We start from the raw sequence: 17325 nt of genomic DNA, 5'->3' as shown, positions 1-17325 counted from the left end.
TTCCCCAACACTTCAATAAGGGGGAACGACTACAGACCACGTATTTACTGGCTGTTCCCCCGTTCCCCCTGTTCCCCACGTTTTTAGGTTCCTGTGGATTCGGGCATTGGCGTTGGGTGGTGATGACGGTCATAGGCCACCGCCTTCGCTATCCATGGCGTCGGGATCGATCACATAGAGGCGAGCAGACCCACCAGCAGGCAGGCGGTACTTCTTGGTCCTGCGGCTGTCCCGGTCGGTATCGTGCTTGGCGAGAGCGCCAGCGCCCTCCAGCGCCTTCACAACCCGCGCCAGCCCGTGACCATGGGCGGCCTCGGTCAGTGCGGACTTGTTGAACAGATAAAGCCGCTTGGCGCCGACCACCTCCCAGTACCCGGCGCGGTTGAACACCTTGGTGTCCAGCGTCTGGTCTTCTACGTCCGAAAAACGGCTGCTGCCGTGCTTGTCGATGAAGTCGAGGATGCCGGCGAGGATCTGGCGGTCTTCGGCATTGCCGCCGCCCACCCGGCTCAGCCACTCGCCGTACAGCAGCTGGCAGTCGGCCAGAGCGGTGCCTGGCGCCCAGGGCAGCAGGTCGTAGGCAATGGCCATTTCGCCCGCCAGCGCGATCACCGCGAAGCGATCTGCCACCCGCCCGGCCTGGGCGTTGTCCTCGACGAATTGAGCGCGGATACCGGCGAAGTCCTCCAGCAGCCCGGGGCGGTCATCGCTGGCCAGCAGCTTCTCCACGAAAGCCGGCCCGATGTGCCCATGGTTCGCTCCTACAGCCACCGTGAGCTGGCGGTGGAAGTCAGCGCCCTCCAGGCCGTGCAATTCATCGAAGGCGCGGTGCGTGCGGGTACCGGCGTTCACGTCGACCATGCGCAGCTCGGCGCCAGCATGGGCAGCATTGCCGCTGATGGCCGCGTGCTCGGATAGGGAGCGCTCACCGCTGGACAGCGCCAGCAGGCGCCAGCTCAGTTTGCCGCGGGCCTCCCGGTCACGGGTCATGGTGCCCTTGCCCTGGCCGTTGGCGAGCGAATAGGCCATCTCCTGTACGCGCTTCGGGTCGGCCCGCTTGATCTCGTCCAGGGGCAACATGGTGTCGTTGCGGCTGGACGCCTCGATCTCCAGTCCGCCCTTGGTCATATCCCAGGACGCAGCGAAGATGCCTGGGTCGCCCCATACGGACGAGCCGATCAGTTGCGCCAGCGACTTGCCGCTGGAGCTGTCGCCCACCAGGTGAACACCGCCACCCAACACGCCAACCAAGCTCAGCAGCGGGCCAGCGAGGGCGCAGCCGATGGCTAGGGTCAGCACCGGGTTGCCCTCACACTTGGCTGCTACCTCGATCTTCCAACCCTCCAGGCTCCCGCGCACGCTGAACAGGTTCTGCCCCTTGGCGCTGGCCTGATAGCGCACTTTGTCGCTGCCGATGGTGCGCCCAGGTAGCACAAAGGCGCCTGACTCATGCCAGCCGGGGCGGCAGGTGGTGGCGAACACCTCTGCAGGGTGCTGGTCCAGCAGGTACTCCATGAACTGGCCGCGCTTCTTCAGGGCGATGATGACGCCCATGCCGAACAGCGTCCGCCTTGCGTCCTCGCCGCTTCCACCGAACACCTCCATGGGAATGATCCACTCCTTGGTGCCGCTGTCGGTGAGCAGGCGCAGAAACCGGCCTTCGCTGCCATCGTCGCTGTTGGTGGTGCGAGCGGCGACGGTCACGGGCGTGGCGATCCACTCGTCAGTGATCGGGCGATCTGCCTTATCGTCGTCGCTGTCGTCGTCGCCGGCGCTGCGCTTGAAGCCGTGCCAGTACACACCGGGTTTGAGCCTGCGGCCTTTCTCATTTGTCACCCAGTGCTCATACACACCCCAGCACGGGCGGTCAGGCTCGACTTTGGGTGCTTCGGGGCGCAGGTTGATGACGTTGGTATCAGGCGGGCGCATGACGGCACCTCCAGGCGGCGAGGTCGTTGAAGTCGGAAAGGGACAGCGGCGCGTCGGCCGGCCACTCGGGGAAGGTCACTAGACCGCCACACGCGACAGCGGCCTCATGGGCGGCTGTGCGCCCCGGATTGCCCTTGCCTTCGGCCTCGGTTTCGCGGTCGTCGTCGCCGGCGATGATGATTTCGGTGCCGGGGTGGTCGGCCCGCAGCGCCAGTGCCACCGGTTTCAGGTTCCCGGCGTTCATCGCACAGGCGACCGTGTAGCCGCTTGCGTGGAGCGTGGCGCCCGTAGCCCAGCCTTCGCAGATGCACAGCGGCATGCCCGGGGTGATGCGCCCCAGCGGCGAATAGGCGCCCTTGATTCGCCCGCCATACAGGAAGCGCTTGTCGCCATCTGGGGCGATCCGCTGCAGGTTCACAAGCACACCAGCCGCGTACAGAGGGATCAGCAGGTCGTCACCACGCTGGCGCAAACCGTGAGCTCGAATGGACTTAGCGACCAGGTAGGGGTGGGCCGGATCAGCACGACGGGCGTCACGCCACCAGCGCTGCGCCAGGCCGGCCGCCCTAAGCTGGCGCCGCTGCCGTTCGGCCTCCCGCTGGCGCCGGGCTTGCTCGATGCGCTGGCGCACCTGCTCGGCTTCGCGGGCGTCCACCGGCTCACGGCTACACCAAGTGTTGGTGCCGCCCGTCTTCCAGCTCCCGAACGCGCCCGAGGCAATGCCATCAGCAAACAGGCAGTACCAGCCATTGAGCGTGCCGGGCTTGTCGCCGGGGACGTGGAAGCGGTGAATGTCGCCATCGTCCAGTGGTAACCAGTCGAGCAGACCATAGGCCGACTGGAGCACGTCGCTGAACAAGATCACAGGATCAGTCATGCGGCCCCCTGCGGCGGCGTGAAGCGCTTGGCCAGCCGTTCCAGTTGATTGGTCAGGCGCTCCAGCTCAGGGCAGTGACGGCCAGCGTCACCCTCGGCAATGCGCAGTTCCAGAAACCCCGCCAGGCTCTCCACCAGCAGCGTGTAGCTGGCGCTGTCGATGTAGGCGCCAGCAGTCGGCGGACCACCGGCACCCTTGCGTCGAATGGAAGTGACCTTACTCATGGTTCACCCCTTCAGCGCCTGCGAAGGTCCGGCAAACTTGGCCATTGTTCACCGCGTGCCAGTAGGTCAGCGCGCCGAGCGACTCGACGCGGCAGGCCGTCACCACCGCATCAGGACTACGCAAAACTACGCGCCCACACTCGGCGTCGGCCAGGCTCAAGAACGGCCCCAGTAGCGCCCGGTCGACCTTCGGATGTCTCACGTAATACAGCTCGGTGGCTTTCTTCGGGATGAACGAATCCCTCAGCGCAGCGCGGCGCTGTTGAAAATTGGTCATGTTTAACCCCTCAGTCTGGAGTCGCGACGATGAACGCGGCGGTGGTTCCGGGTGTGCTCAATCAGCGCCGGGGAGACGTGCGGCCCGACGAATGCGGCCAGTTCCTCGGTTTTCAGCATCGAGGCAGGCACATAGGCGTACTGGCCGCCCGGCAGTGCCCTGGGCTTTCTGCGCTTACGGGGGAGGTGCCTTTGCAACAGATCCAGGTCATCGGCCATTACCTCCTGCATGCGCTTACCCGTCTCGCTCAGCGGCAGTGGCTCGCCAGGCCGCACCTGCTCCCACGCATAACGGTCTGCCAGCATCTCGTTCACGCGGTACATCACCTTGTGGCATTGGTCGCCTACCACCTGATCGGGAGCGAGGATCAAGTCCCAGAGCGAGAAGTTGTCGAGGTGGTGGCCAATCTCGTGATGCAAGATGAATGAATAAATCTCGCTGTCATCCAGCGCCGACCAGTCAATTTCCGGACGAGTAGCGCTGCGGAAACGGCCCGCATTGATACTGGTTGCCAGCTTGATAGCAACCCGCTCGTCACGTTGGGTTTGATCGCTCAATGCGTCACGAACGATCGGCTGCGCCCAGCAGCTGTATTCGCCCCAGATGCCACCAAGCTCAGTGAAGGTGGCAATCGTCAAAGCCAGGCCGCTCTCCTTGGCCAGCTCGGCGAAGTCACGGTATTGCGTGCGGGTGATGCGCTGGGTGGTGTCGGTCTTCACAGATCACCCCCTTGCTCAGCAATCATGCCGTCCAGCATTTCGGCCCAGGCCATGGCGGTGTGCTGCGCCATCACGGCAGTGACACGGGCAACGATGACTGGGGTGGCAGGCGAGGCGATCACTGCCAGGGCCATGCTCAACAGCACAAGGATGCCTTGCACGTCGCGAAGATCGTCCCGGATATCGTCCGGCATCTGGATAACGGAAGTCATACAAGACCTCCGTTAGCAGCAGGCTGGCCAACAACACCATGCGAGGCACCAAGGTGGCGATGGCGCCAACAATAATTGCCGCTGAAGGACTGGATCTGCTCGAGGTGACGGGCAATGTCGCAGGCCAGCTCGTTGTCATACCCGCCCAGCGCTGGGATCACGAGCGTCAACAGGATCGTCTCCAGCTTCTTGTGCTCGTCGCGGGCAAAGTTCATGCAGCACATCTCGCGGGCATCAAGAACCGCCTCTGAAAGCACCTCGCCTTCAATGGTTGCATCGATTGGGAAGTGATTCATTGGGCACCTCCGACATTGACAGCCGCCTGAAAGTGTTCCACCAGAGCTGCGCCTGGGTGCGCCTGTCGCCGGCATTCCTCCAACGCGGCACGGACTTCATCCGACACACGCATGGCCTCGTCCAGCCCGGCCAAAGAGCCACGGCAACGACCCAGGATGCTCACAGCTGCTTGCGGAAAGTCCGCACTTACCAAAGTGGCGATATCACCTGCGAGGCCTACCCCAACCACTGGGGGTAGACGGAACACTTGTTGCCCTGGATTCGTGACCACGACCTGAGACTGGATGAAGCCCTGTATGGCCTCGACGACTTGCTGAATGTGAGTCACTGAGCACCGCCTTGCCCTTCCAGGGCGCGGGCGATCTCGGCGTGATGGTTATAGCGGGCGAGACGGACAGACAGGGAAGAATTTGCGCGAAGTGCGGCCAGGGCCAGACGCCGGTGGGCGTGTGCGCGGATTTTGGATGGATTGAGGGCGTGCATGGGTCGAGCTCCTAACGTTGAGTGGGAGCTGCCACGAACCGTCGCCAAACGATTATGGGTGGCAGCTGTACGCAGGTTGGCGAACCGGGACGTTAGGAACCCGGCAGACCCGAAGGTCTCCCGCGCACAGCCGCCATAACACGGGACTGCGGGCACAAAAAAAGCGCCTGCAATCGTGATGGGGGCGCTGTTGCGCCTAACGTGTGACGGGTCGCCAAACCCGGCCGCTGAATTTGCAGCGACCGGCGAACCATACCGAGCATCACAATTGCCTGCAACCAGAATTATCGACCGTTCATCGCGGATCTTTAGTGACGGCATCATTCGACCACCTTCTGCGCCGACCCAGCGCTCAGGAAGTACGTGGCCACTTTGCGATGATCGCGACCATGGTCATCTTTCAGCGTGCTCAGATGAGTAGCAATCTTGTGACCCAGGGCGCGAAGCTCGGCAATACGCGCGCCCGGGCGCACGATGTTCAGCTGCGCGATGGCCTGGAAGGTGTTGATCGAGCCGTGCTGGCGCAAGTGGGCAAGCAAGCGAATACGCTGCGCGCTGCCGCTGGTGTCATTGTTATCGCACGCTGGGCAACCACTATTGAGAGGCGGAGTGTCTGCCATGTTCATGCCCCCTCGCCTTCACAGCCTGCTTGATCGCGCTCGCTCTTATGCCCCTGCTGGACCTCGCGGGGATGCACCAAATTTTTTAAGGGTACGGGAAGGGATAGAACCGCTTTTTCCAAGCCAGCCGATCCCTTCTCTGCGCTCACGCAGAGTTGATTGGACATCATGGGTTAGGCCTCCTGGCTGCGCAGGAAGGATTCCACAGAGTCAGGTTCCCAACGGACAGAACGACCGAAGCGAATAGGAGCCGGAAAGCCGGGAGTTTTGGACCAGCGCCACCAAGTGGAGCGGCTGACTTGATACTTGGCGCAAAGCTGAGCTGCGGTAGCGCGGGCGCCGGGGATCGGCAGGTTGGGTACATCGGCAATGCAAGTGGCGGCTTGAGCCATGGTAGGTACCTCTAAGATATAGACGTACCGAGGGAGCGAACTGCTTGAAGGGCCCATAGCCACTGCATAAATACCCAGTTGCGTATTGTTCCTTCCGGTACTACAGTCCGCCGCGAAGCCCGTAGAAATGCTTCACCTCGGGGTGCTTGCTGGGTCGACCATCATGCAGCGGACGTTGGTAGCGTCCTTCCCGATCAAGGCCTCGACGTTGGTAGCGTCGGGGCTTTTCTTTGTCTGCAGATTCGCGACCCATCATCCCAACAGTTCGCCATAGTGTTTAAATAACTGGCGGCTGCTTTAGGAATGCCCAGATGTTAGCGGCGATGCCCGTGATGTCGCAACAACTTTCTCTGCTCGTCAGCAGTTACCTTTAGATAACTAAACCTCTCAGCCATTCTACCCGCGCCTGTATACATTGCCCCATACGTCCCCATACGTACCAACAAGGTCTCAATACGTGCAAAAGCAGATTATGGATTCAGGAAAAAATGCCGACGAACGGTAGGTGATGCGTCTGAAACCCCCGGTTTTACTGGCCCCTATTGAGGGCCTCATGAGGGCCTCATTCGATCCTCGCCCGTCCACATCTCGCAATCACGCACCGATCTTCTTTTTCATCTGTAACAAGTAGCCGTCACCTCGCGCCACAAAACCATGAAGTACGATTTTGTGGCGCGCACGCTCTTTTGTAAGATGCAGAAGATCCTGACCGGTAACTAACAACGCTGCGTAATACGATACGTTGTTTATTTGGGCTTATTCGCTACCCTATTCACCGTTCCGACCTGTTCCCCATGGGTTCTTTTGAATTGAATAAGGGCCTGAGGTCGCCCCAAGCGGAGAATGTCGACGTGCAGCAGCCTGGGGGGCGGAATGATCATCAGCGCTGCTGAAGCCATCGGCGCCCAGGCATCTATGGTGGGAGGCGGGATTGAAGCGGGAGCTCAAAATTTAGCTGCTAAATCAGCCCGGCTTCTTCGCCTGCAAGAATGGGGCCGCTGACATGCGTTACGGCTTTGACCTGGAGCTTTTCTTGACCCGCCGCCCCATTGATAGCGCATTGCCATCTTTATTTTTCAGCTCGCCCAGAGCAACTGCCAAGCAGTGCTCAAATTGTTCAAGTGCTCGACGCTTCTCCGGTAACGCAGCCTCAGCGTTGTTCCGATAGTGCTTCGATACAACCCCCGTTTGGCCATGCGCCTGCAGAAGGTCGGACAGGCGATCATCAACACCGCACCGCTGCATAAGCTGGGTGCAAGTGCGGCGCAGGTCGCGGGGCGAAAAGGGCGACATCCGCACTCCGTCGACCACAGCATGCTTGGAATCCATCCAATCCGCTATCGCATGGGTCGGACTACTGATAACGAAGGGCTGCTTGCCATGCGTAGTCCAAGGCCATTGATGGTCACCGCTGATTTCAAGCACGCGCCGCATGATCGAGATCGCACGATCCGAAAGCGGGACCAGGTGCGGCCGGCTCAAGGTCTGCCCGCCCCTTCCCTTACGGTGAACGAGTAGAACAGTGCCCTCGTCCAGGTCGTAGTCAGCCCATGTGGTTTCGACGATGTTCTTGATGCGCTGGCCACCAGTCGCGATTACAAACTTGAACAGCAGCGCCATCACCGGACCAATGCCATCTGTGCTCTCGATCGTCTGCCAAAAGTGCTTCAGCTCAGCATCCGAGAGGGCCCGCTCGACAGGAGCGGAGACCTTCTCCACCTTCACCATTGCGGCCGGGTTGATCTCAAGGCTATAGACCTTGTCGTTTGAGCGCCCTACGACGCTCTCGACCGTAAGGCCATGATTGAAAGCCGCGACAAGGAAAGAACGCATCCGATCGGCCTGGACCTTGGAGCCGCGATTCCAGATCGGGTTGAGGATCGTGAGGATATGCTCTGATCGAATGTCCCGGGCCTTCATCAGCATGATGTCGGGATGGGGGGTTGCCAGGTTGCTCTTGAACAAGCGCTCCAGCTCTTTCACAACGCCTATGGTCGCCTTGGCCCGGCGTGACTCGATGTAATCTAAGAAAAGGTCATGGAAGCTGCCGCGGGCTGCGTCTATCTCAGCCAAGCGCAAGCGCTCAAGCCTCTCTTGTTCCATCCGCGCAGCCGCGTTCTCTTGCTCGATCTCGACTGCTGCCTTCTGTTCAGCAACATACGTCAGGTACTTGGCCAGGCCTCCCGCAGCCGCGGCCTCAACAGAGATACGCATCGCCTCGGCGCGGATTCCATCAAGGGTATGCTCACCTGTCCCTACACGGGGCTTCTTGGAGAGCGTCCCCAGCACCAGCCTCTTATCGCTGTCAGGTGTGCGCTCTCGGTAATAGGCCTGGATTGCACCTGATGCTTTGCGCTCGAGAAGCAGAGTGCCCTTTCCACGAGAACCCACCGGCTCAGACTGTCGGGTTTTTACGGAGTATGCCTCCATCTCAGTCATGCGCGTGCGCTTAGCCATTTTTCCCCGTTGCCTCCACGTTTTCCCCGTTCGATCCCCGTTTTCGATGCAAAGGTACGCTATCGGGTGAAACATAGAAAGACATCAAGACGGCGTTATGTGGGGCTTTCTCTGGTTATCACGGCATCCCATGAGAATCGGTGACCTCTCGAAAACCATCAGAGCAAACGGCTTGTAATCAGTAGTTCCAGGGTTCGATTCCTGGTGCCGGCACCATACGCAGTATCAAAAAGGCTCACCGAAAGGTGGGCCTTTTTTGTTTGTACCGTTTTTCTTTGAATACCCACATCAAACACCCTGCAGTCGCCAAAAGACTGCAGCCTTCCCCCTCAGCGTGCTCGTGCAATTACTGCAGCGTTTGATTTCGATCAAGCTCCCTGCAGCCATGAGGCATAGCCTGTTTTCAGGCAGCCCTTGAGGGAAGCACCCCATGGCCAAGAAATTCCCCACAAACCCCAGCCATCCCGAGCGTATCTGCTGGGGCTGCGACCTCTACTGCCCAGCCAAAGCCCTAGCCTGTGGCAACGGTGCAGATCGAACAATGCATCCGATAGAGCTGTTTGGCGAGGATTGGGAGAGCTTGGAGGGCCGGCTGGAGAAGTCGGTTGTTCGGGGGCAAGAGGCAGAGCCCGGGTGAAGAAGGGCCGCTGCGCGGCCCATCGCGACACAAGGCCGCTCCTACACTTGACCGTGCCTGATCAGAAGGCAGTGCTGACCGTCAGCGAAAGGTTACGCGGGTCGCCATAGATTGCCCCGGCGTAGAACCCGTACTGGGTGTAGTAGTGCTTGTCGAACAGGTTGTTGGCGTTGAGGCTGACGCTGGTGTCGTCGGTCAGCTGGTACTTGGCCATGGCATTCCAGATGGCATAACCGGACCAGTTCACGTCAGTGGCACCATTGCTCACGCCATTGGTGGGCTGACCTGCCGGGCTGGAAATGGCGCGAATGTTGGTTTGCGCGGTCACGCCTGCGCCCAGGGTGAGGCGGTCGAGCGGGCCGCTCAGGCGGTAGGTGGTCGAGGCCTTGAACAGGTGCGACGGGTCGCTGCGACCGTCGCTGTCGACGCGGCGGAAATGCAGGTAGGTGTAGCCGGCATACACGTTCCAGTTGGGGCTCAGGGCACCCGCGACTTCCAGGTCGATACCGTCAGTTTCCTGCCCGGAACCGGCCTTGTAGGCATTGCCACCAGTCGGGGTGGTCAGGTCGCCATCCAGCACGGCCTTGTTTTCCTGCTTGGTGCGGAAGTACGCCGCCGAGGCGTTCAACCGGCCATCGAACCACTCACCTTTGATGCCGGTCTCGTAGCTTTGCCCGCGAATCGGCTCGACCTTGCTGCCGCTGCTGGTTTCAGAAGTTTGCGGTGTGAAGATGTCGGTGTAGCTGGCATACACCGAGTAATTCTCGTTGAGATCGTACACCGCACCCAGGTAAGGGGTGACGATGCCGTTCTCTTCCTGGCTGCTGCGCACGCCGGCCACGCTACGGGTAACGGACGAGTAGTTGCTGGTGCGCACGCCGACGATCACCGACAGCGGGTCGGTGATGCTCAGGCGGGTGGCGGCGTACATGCCCTGCAGGCGGGTGGTGGTCTTGCTGTGGCGGCCGGTGCGCGAGGCGAGGATGTCGTAGTCGTCATCCACTCCATTGCGCCAGTCGGTCAGCGGGAAGCCGTTGTTGGCGCGGAACTGGCAGCCCAAAGCAGGCGCGCTGGCCATGCCGTCACCGACCATGGTGCAGGAGTATTCCGGCGACCAGCCCACCGTGCGGCTGTCGTTGTAGCCAACCATGGCCTGGTGGGTACGGCCGAACAACTGGAACGGACCGGACAGGTCGATTTGCGCCGATTGCTGGGTGGTGTCGCTGGAGCTGTGCAGGCCATTGAGCACGGCGCCGCTGCCATCCTGGTCCCAGTAGCCGCCGTAGCTGCCACGGCCCGCCGAGTTGACCTTCGCCAGGCCACGGTGGTTCAGGGCTTCGGTAGTGGCCTGGGCGCCTTTCAGGTCCAGGGTCCAGTCGTTGTCGAAGCGGTGCTCCAGCGAGCCGAACGCAGTGCGGGTGGTGTACTCGCCAAAGCTCCAGCTGGGCACCACGTTGGTGCTACGTGGCAGGTCGGTCTTGCTGCCGTCGCGGTACCACAGCGGGATGTTCGCCCCCCAGCCGCCACCAACCACCTTGTTGTACTCGTACTGGTAGCCAGCGCCGAGGGTGGTCGCCTCGTCCAGATCGAATTCGAAATTGGCCAGCGCGGCGCGGGAGCGCTCGGACTGGTTGTCGCGGAACGAGTTGGCGTCCTGCTGGGTCATGACGAAGCGCGAGCGCAGCCGGCCGTCTTCGGACAATGGCAGGTTTAGGTCGGCACCCAGACGGCGTTTGTCCCAGCTGCCGTAGGTGGCGTAGGCGCTGCCGCCGAAGGTTTTGGTCGGTGCCTTGCGGATCAGATTGACGGTGGCCGACGGGTCGCCGGTGCCGCCCAGCAGGCCGTTGGCGCCGCGCACGATGTCGATGCGTTCGTACAGGTCCATGTTCAGCGCATTGCCGCTGCCGCTGAAGTCGGAGCCGCCCTGGGTCTGCAGGCCATCGACCTTCCAGTTGCTGATCGAGTAACCACGGGCACGGTAGTCGGTGCGCCCACCCACTTCGGACTTGTTGGCCGTTACGCCCGGCGTGGTTTGCAGCGCCTGCTCGATGGTGTGAATGTCGCGGTCATCCATCTGCTGACGGGTGATGGTGGTGACCGATTGTGGCGTCTGTCGCGGCGTCAGATCGAGGCCGGTGGAGCTGCGAGTGCGCTCGACCGTGTAGCCCAACTGGCCGGCATCGTCGGCTGGCAGTAACGCGCTGTCTTCGATCTGCGTGGCATCCAGCTCCAGGGGTTTACCGTCGGCAGCCATGGCGCCACCGCTGATGGCAACGGCAACGAAGAAGGCCAGCGGCTTGAGACGACTGCCACTTGGGCTGCTGGGGGTGAAGACTTTCGGGGTGCTCATAGCATTCATTTGGGAAGACTTCGTATTTGCAGATGATTTTTTGTTAGGATTCTAGGGACCGGCCCTCCGGGCTCCAGACCCGACATGTACGGGGATGTAATTGAACGTAATGAGCGCCACCGGCCCTCACCGAACAGGTGTTTTTCCGCATGAGCACGACCCTGCTGGTTGTCGATGATGACGACGAGATCCGCGAACTTCTTTGCGATTACCTGAAAGATGCCGGCTACACCGTGTTAGCTGCGGCCGACGGTGAACAGATGCGCGAGCAGCTGGCCCGGCAAAAAGTGGAGCTGGTGGTGCTCGACTTGATGCTGCCTGGCGAGGACGGTCTGAGCCTGTGCCGTCAGCTGCAGGCCACACCTGGGCTGGCGGTGATCATGCTGTCGGCCAAAGGCAGCACGCTGGACCGCATCATCGGCCTGGAGGTGGGTGCCGACGACTACCTGGCCAAGCCCTTCGAGCCACGCGAGCTGATCGCCCGGATCAAGGCCGTGCTGCGTCGCCCGCAACGCCTGGACGCACAGGCCGAAGAGCCCGCCGTGGTGGATGCGCAGCTGTTCGCCGGGTTTCGCCTGGAACACGTAAAGCGCCTGCTGACTCGGCCCGATGGCGAGACCCTGACCCTGCCGCGCTCCGACTACCGCGTACTGCGTGAACTGCTGGAAGCCAACAACCGCGTGGTCTCCCGCGACCAGCTGACGCGCAGTGCGTTCGGCCGCGACCACCTGCCCGACGACCGCTCAGTGGACATGTGCGTCAGCCGCCTGCGTCAGCAACTGCGCCGTGCACCGGCGGGGGCCGCGCAAATCCTTACCATCCGCAACGAAGGCTACCTGCTGAGCATCGCCAGCCACGAGGCCGATACCTGACATGCGCTGGCTTCGCCGGCTGTGGCCACGCACCTTGTTTGGTCAGTTGCTGCTGATCATGGTCAGCGGCACGCTGGTGATTCAGTTGATGTCGAGCAGCATCTGGTTCGATGTGCGTTTCGCCCAGGTGCTCGAGGCGCCTGTGCGGCTGGTCGCTGCGCGCAGCGCTCCACTGATTGCCCAGGCCGACTGCCACGGCGGCATGCTGCAGCCACCAGCCCATTACCAGCTACGCTGCGCCGAAAGCCTGCCCACGCCGGAGCATGACGAGCGCCGCGGGCGCAGGCGCATCGAGCTGTTGCTGCAGCAGGCCCTCAAGTACGAGCTGGGGCATGCCCAGGACGTGCGCCTGATGAAGGTGCAACTGACCGATGAACTGGGCCAGCCGATCGTCTGGCGCAGCTTGTTCGGCCTGCGCACGGCCCAGGCGCATATCCAGTTCGCGGTGCCGTTGGCCGATGGTCACTGGCTGACCGTCGATGGCCAGGAACTGCAGGGTTGGAGCGGCGAGTCGGCTTGGGTGCTGATCAGCGACTACCTGTTGCGGGTGTACGCCCTGCGGATTGTCGCGGTATTGCTGGTGTGCCTGATTGCCGTGCGCCTGTGCCTGCGCCCGCTGCGTCGCCTGGCCGATGCCGCACGCGGCCTGGGCGCTAACCTCGAGCAACCGCCCTTGGCGCTGGATGGCCCGGAGGAAGTGCGTCAGGCGGCGCAAGCGTTCAACGCCATGCAGCAGCGGCTGATAGCCATGGTCAACGACAAAGCCTACTTCCTGGCTGCCGTATCACACGACCTGCGCACACCACTGACCCGAATGCGCCTGCGCCTGGAGCGCCTGCCCGACGACGAACACCGCCAACGCCTGCGGCAGAACATCACACAGATGGACGACATGATCGGCCAGGTCCTCGATTACCTGCGTGCGGGGGAGCAGCAGAATTTGCAGCAGGTGGACCTGGACCGGCTGGTGGCGCGCCAGTGTGCGGACCTGGCCTGCGCCGAGGAACCACTGCCAGTACACGGCCAGGCAGGCAGCGTGCGGGTGGATGCCTTGCTGTTGCAGCGTTGCCTGCAAAATTTGTTGGTGAATGCGTTGCGCTATGCCCAAGACATTTCGGTCACGCTGGAGCGAGCGAGCACAGGGGTATTCATCCATATCGACGACCGTGGGCCGGGGATCGCGCCCGCGCTGCTGACGACCATTACCGACCCGTTCGTGCGCGGCGAAGGCTCGCGTAACCAGGCCTCGGGAGGGTATGGGCTGGGGTTGAGCATTGCCCAGCGGATTGCAACCAGCCATGGCGGTGAGCTGATGCTGTCGAACCGTGAGGGCGGTGGGTTGCGGGTCAGCATACTGCTCCCCATCTGACGGCGAGCGCTCTGGCATACGCAATCAGGTAATAGTCTTTTACCAATTCCCCAGGTTTTCCCTGCCCCGCCTTTGCCTATCCTATGCCCGGTCATCCTGCCTGCGATGGACCCATGAAACACTCTCTGCCCAGCCGCTACGCCTGCCTCGCGCTCTGCCTTGTCTTCAGCTTCGCCAGCCTACCGCTGCTCGCCCAACATGCCTGGCTGTGGCCAGTAACGCTGATCACCGCATTGCTTAGCCTGGTCGGCCTGAACGACCTGCGACAAAGTCACCACGCGGTACGCCGCAACTACCCGATCCTCGGCAATATCCGCTACCTGATCGAAACTATCCGTCCGGAAATCCGCCAGTACCTGATCGAGGGTGACGACGACAAGCTGCCGTTTTCCCGGTCGCAACGCTCGCTGGTCTACGCACGGGCCAAGAACGAAAGTGCCGAGAAAGCCTTCGGCACTCTGAACGATGCCTACAAGCCCGGTTTCGAGTTCATCAGCCATTCGATGCTGCCGGTGGCTACCCCAGACCCGGCATCGTTTCGCATTGCCATTGGCGGGCCGCAATGCCGTCTGCCCTATTCGGCCTCGATCTTCAACATTTCGGCCATGAGCTTCGGTGCCCTCAGTGCCAATGCCATCGCCGCGCTCAACCGCGGCGCACGCATGGGCCGGTTTGCCCATGACACTGGCGAAGGCAGCATCAGCCCGTACCACCGTGAACACGGTGGCGACCTGATCTGGGAAATCGGCAGCGGCTACTTCGGCTGCCGCACCGAGGACGGTCGCTTCGACCCACAGCGCTTCGCCGAACAGGCCAAATCGCCACAGGTGAGGATGATTGAAATCAAGCTCAGCCAGGGCGCCAAACCAGGCCACGGCGGCATTTTGCCGGGGCACAAGGTCAGCCCTGAAATTGCCCAGACCCGCGGCGTGCGCGCAGGTGAGGACTGCATCTCGCCGGCAGCGCACAGCGCCTTCCGCACACCAGTCGAGTTGCTGCAGTTCGTGGCCAGCCTGCGCAAGCTGTCGGGCGGCAAACCTGTAGGCTTCAAGTTCTGCCTGGGCCACCCGTGGGAGTTCATGGGCATTGCCAAGGCCATGCTCGCCACCGGCATCACCCCGGACTTCATCGTCGTCGATGGTAAGGAAGGCGGTACCGGCGCGGCACCACGCGAATTCAGCGACAACATGGGCGTGCCGATGCGCGAAGGCCTGATGTTCGTGCACAACACCCTGGTTGGCCTGAACCTGCGCTCGAGCATTCGCATCGGCGCAGCAGGCAAGATCGTCAGCGCCTTCGACATTGCCAGCGTGTTGGCCATCGGCGCTGACTGGGTCAACTCGGCACGCGGCTTCATGTTCGCCATTGGCTGCATTCAGTCGCAAAGCTGCCATACCAACAAGTGCCCGACCGGCGTGGCCACGCAAGACCCACTGCGCCAGCGCGCCCTGGTAGTGCCGGACAAGGCCGAGCGGGTGGCCAGCTTCCACCGCAACACCCTGCACACCCTGGCCGAGATGCTGGCTGCCGCGGGCCTGGAGCACCCTTCGGAGCTCAAGCCCAAGCACCTGGCACGGCGTATCAGCCCCAGCGAGATCGGGTTGTTTTCAGACTTGCACACCTTCCTCAAGCCGGGCGAATTGCTCAGCGGCTCGATCGAAAGCGAGTTTTATGCACGGATGTGGCGGATGGCGCGTAGCGACAGTTTTGCACCGGAAACCACAGATGCAACACCGGCTCCGGCAGTAACCTTGCGCCGAAAAGAAACAGCCCCGGCATAGGCCAGGGCTGTTGGGTACATCACATCAGCATCAGAAGATGCTGATCGGGTACTCGACGAATACGCGGACTTCGTTGCCGTCGTCGTTGTAACCGTTCTGCTGCACGGCGTTGTTGGTACGCACGAACGAGCTACGCAGCTTGATGGACAGGTCCTTGGCCGGGCCGTCCTGCACCACGTAACGGATCTGGTTGAAGATCTCGCGCTCTTTACCTTCGCCAAAGCCCTGCGGGTTGGCAACGTTGCGGGTGTTGATGTTGTCACCCACCACGTAGGCCAGCTTGTAGGTCAGGCCCGGAATGCCGTAGGCACCGAAGTCCAGGCCGTAGCCCAGCTGCCAGGAGCGCTCGTCTTCGGCATTGAAGTCGGACCAGTACGAGTTGGCCAGGTAGATGGTCGAACCACCGTCACCCACGCCACCGGCGTTCTGGTAGAAGCCGTAGTTGTAGCCAGTGCTGCCGGTGCTGCGCTGGTGAGCGAGGGTGAACGAGTGGGCACCGTACGCGTAGGTGGCGGCCAGGCTCCAGATGGTGTTGGAGTCGCCGTTCAGGCCAGCGGCTTGTACGTACTTGTGGTCGATGTCCGACTTGTAGCCGTTGAAGTCCAGGGTCAGGGACTGGTCGCTGGCGATCGGGAAGACGTAGTTCAAGCCCAGGTAGTGCTTCTTCATCACGTCTTCGTTGTCGGCGGTGTACAGCGAAGCGGTGAAGTTGTCGGTGAACTTGTAGCTACCACCGAAGACGTTGATCGACTTCAGGCCACCGCTATCACGCCCCTCTGCGCTCTTGCGCGCTTCCTGGGTGAAACGACCGGCGTTCAGTTCCAGGCCCTGGATTTCTTTGGAAGTGATCAGGGTACCGGTGAAGCTTTCTGGCAGCAGACGTGCATCGTCGTACTGCAGCACAGGCAGTGCTGGCATCTGGTCACCGTATTTCAGCACGGTGTTGGAGATGCGGAATTTCACTGCAGCACCACCACGGGCCAGGTTGTGCGGCGAGCTGGCGTTGCCTTCGGCGTTGGTGGTTTCGTGCGGTTTGAAGAAGTCGACGCCGCCGCCACCGTTGTGGCCTTTGCCGCCATCGAGGCGCACCGCGTACAGGCCGAATGCGTCGACACCGACGCCGACGGTGCCTTGGGTGAAGCCGGAGGAGAAGTTGGCGATGAACGCCTGGCCCCATTCGATCTGGTCGTCGGTGCCGTGCTTCTTGTCACGGTTGATGTAGGCGTTGCGCAGGAGGACGTTGGCGTGGCTGTCCTCGATGAAGCCCTTGCTGTCGGCCTGTTCATTGGCCTGTGCCTGGGTCGCGGCGATCATCGCCAAGGCGACCAGGCTGATCCTGGTTTTCAACATGTTGTTTTCCTTATTTCTTAATCAAAAACGCTCTGCAATATGACGCCAGGAACCAACGCCCCTTCGTAGGTTCGACGCTATGCGGATCCAGCCGGGCGGGCCAACCGGTAATACACGGCGGCCCTTGGCAGCAGCTTGGCCAAGATCATGGCCAGCAGGCGTTGGCCGAATCCTAGCCGTGTGCGATTACAAATGTCAAAAAATCGTGAAATGCAGGTTGATATAACCAAAATCACCGGTGAGCCTGGTGCATTTCCATACAGGTTTGCGCTATCAGCGGGCATTTTATCTTGTGTGGGAAAAAGCCTTTTGATCGCACGGACAACTTCCCGTGGAGCCGTTTTCACAGCACAAGGTTGCCCCAACAGGCAAAGTCGCTGCGATCAGGGATGTTACAAACAGACACATATGTAAAGACAAGCCTTTACAAATACCCAAGCAAGAGTAAATAGCAAGCATTACCATTCGCGCCTTTCTTT

General features: G+C 61.4%; 16 protein-coding genes. 4 read left to right on the top strand and 12 right to left on the bottom strand.

Annotation, left to right across the window (positions count from 1 at the left end):
• Positions 1 to 129: 129 nt before the first annotated feature.
• The 10 genes from ACNQP3_RS01285 to ACNQP3_RS01240 form a co-directional block, all read right to left on the bottom strand.
• A complete protein-coding gene (locus tag ACNQP3_RS01285) occupies positions 130 to 1929 on the bottom strand; it encodes a DUF927 domain-containing protein (protein WP_027610157.1) in 1800 nt (599 codons plus the stop codon).
• On the bottom strand, positions 1916 to 2806 hold the full coding sequence (locus tag ACNQP3_RS01280; protein ID WP_264316727.1) for a toprim domain-containing protein: 891 nt from the start codon (positions 2804 to 2806) through the stop codon (positions 1916 to 1918). The genes ACNQP3_RS01285 and ACNQP3_RS01280 overlap by 14 nt, the downstream gene beginning before the upstream one ends.
• A complete protein-coding gene (locus tag ACNQP3_RS01275; RefSeq protein WP_264316726.1) occupies positions 2803 to 3030 on the bottom strand; it encodes a hypothetical protein in 228 nt (75 codons plus the stop codon). The genes ACNQP3_RS01280 and ACNQP3_RS01275 overlap by 4 nt, the downstream gene beginning before the upstream one ends.
• Positions 3023 to 3307: a hypothetical protein gene (locus ACNQP3_RS01270; protein WP_264310694.1), complete on the bottom strand. Its 285-nt coding sequence runs from the start codon at positions 3305 to 3307 to the stop codon at positions 3023 to 3025. The genes ACNQP3_RS01275 and ACNQP3_RS01270 overlap by 8 nt, the downstream gene beginning before the upstream one ends.
• 2 nt (positions 3308 to 3309) lie before the next feature.
• Positions 3310 to 4026 carry a hypothetical protein gene (locus ACNQP3_RS01265; protein WP_198749613.1) on the bottom strand — a complete coding sequence of 239 codons (717 nt, stop codon included), beginning with the start codon at positions 4024 to 4026 and terminating at the stop codon, positions 3310 to 3312.
• On the bottom strand, positions 4023 to 4238 hold the full coding sequence (locus ACNQP3_RS01260; protein WP_198749612.1) for a hypothetical protein: 216 nt from the start codon (positions 4236 to 4238) through the stop codon (positions 4023 to 4025). Before ACNQP3_RS01260 ends, ACNQP3_RS01265 begins: the two co-directional genes overlap by 4 nt.
• Positions 4235 to 4534, bottom strand: a complete 300-nt coding sequence (locus ACNQP3_RS01255; RefSeq protein ID WP_198749611.1) for a hypothetical protein — start codon at positions 4532 to 4534, stop codon at positions 4235 to 4237. The genes ACNQP3_RS01260 and ACNQP3_RS01255 overlap by 4 nt, the downstream gene beginning before the upstream one ends.
• Before the next feature lie 325 nt (positions 4535 to 4859).
• Positions 4860 to 5018 (bottom strand): hypothetical protein, encoded by a 159-nt coding sequence (locus tag ACNQP3_RS01250; protein ID WP_198749610.1) that lies wholly within the window; start codon positions 5016 to 5018, stop codon positions 4860 to 4862.
• 320 nt (positions 5019 to 5338) lie between these two features.
• A complete protein-coding gene (locus ACNQP3_RS01245) occupies positions 5339 to 5644 on the bottom strand; it encodes a helix-turn-helix domain-containing protein (protein WP_264310695.1) in 306 nt (101 codons plus the stop codon).
• A gap of 1394 nt (positions 5645 to 7038) precedes the next feature.
• The gene (locus tag ACNQP3_RS01240; RefSeq protein ID WP_264316725.1) at positions 7039 to 8469 is read right to left on the bottom strand and encodes a site-specific integrase; all 1431 of its coding nucleotides are present in this window, start codon (positions 8467 to 8469) and stop codon (positions 7039 to 7041) included.
• Positions 8470 to 8917: 448 nt separating this feature from the next.
• On the opposite strand from ACNQP3_RS01240, the gene ACNQP3_RS01235 reads away from it, so the two are divergent.
• Positions 8918 to 9124 carry a DUF3079 domain-containing protein gene (locus ACNQP3_RS01235; RefSeq protein WP_264316724.1) on the top strand — a complete coding sequence of 69 codons (207 nt, stop codon included), beginning with the start codon at positions 8918 to 8920 and terminating at the stop codon, positions 9122 to 9124.
• Positions 9125 to 9185: 61 nt separating this feature from the next.
• Here ACNQP3_RS01235 and ACNQP3_RS01230 read toward each other — a convergent pair whose 3' ends face one another.
• Entirely contained in the window at positions 9186 to 11474 is a 2289-nt protein-coding gene (locus tag ACNQP3_RS01230) for a TonB-dependent siderophore receptor (RefSeq protein WP_264317280.1), read from the bottom strand.
• Positions 11475 to 11623: 149 nt separating this feature from the next.
• On the opposite strand from ACNQP3_RS01230, the gene ACNQP3_RS01225 reads away from it, so the two are divergent.
• The 3 genes from ACNQP3_RS01225 (at position 11624) to ACNQP3_RS01215 (ending at position 15496) form a co-directional block, all read left to right on the top strand.
• On the top strand, positions 11624 to 12346 hold the full coding sequence (locus ACNQP3_RS01225; RefSeq protein WP_069943176.1) for a response regulator: 723 nt from the start codon (positions 11624 to 11626) through the stop codon (positions 12344 to 12346).
• Position 12347: 1 nt separating this feature from the next.
• Positions 12348 to 13715: an ATP-binding protein gene (locus ACNQP3_RS01220; protein ID WP_264316723.1), complete on the top strand. Its 1368-nt coding sequence runs from the start codon at positions 12348 to 12350 to the stop codon at positions 13713 to 13715.
• Between the two features lie 113 nt (positions 13716 to 13828).
• Positions 13829 to 15496, top strand: coding sequence for an FMN-binding glutamate synthase family protein (locus ACNQP3_RS01215; RefSeq protein WP_264316722.1), 1668 nt, complete (start codon positions 13829 to 13831; stop codon positions 15494 to 15496).
• Positions 15497 to 15526: 30 nt separating this feature from the next.
• Here the strand turns inward: ACNQP3_RS01215 and ACNQP3_RS01210 are convergent, their stop codons facing one another.
• A complete protein-coding gene (locus ACNQP3_RS01210) occupies positions 15527 to 16846 on the bottom strand; it encodes an OprD family porin (protein WP_012270074.1) in 1320 nt (439 codons plus the stop codon).
• Positions 16847 to 17325 lie beyond the last annotated feature (479 nt).

This window comes from Pseudomonas sp. LFS074 (assembly GCF_047978165.1).
Lineage (GTDB): Bacteria > Pseudomonadota > Gammaproteobacteria > Pseudomonadales > Pseudomonadaceae > Aquipseudomonas > Aquipseudomonas putida_P.
Note: the sequence above shows the minus strand (reverse complement) of the source record. Positions and strands in the feature narration are given on the sequence as shown.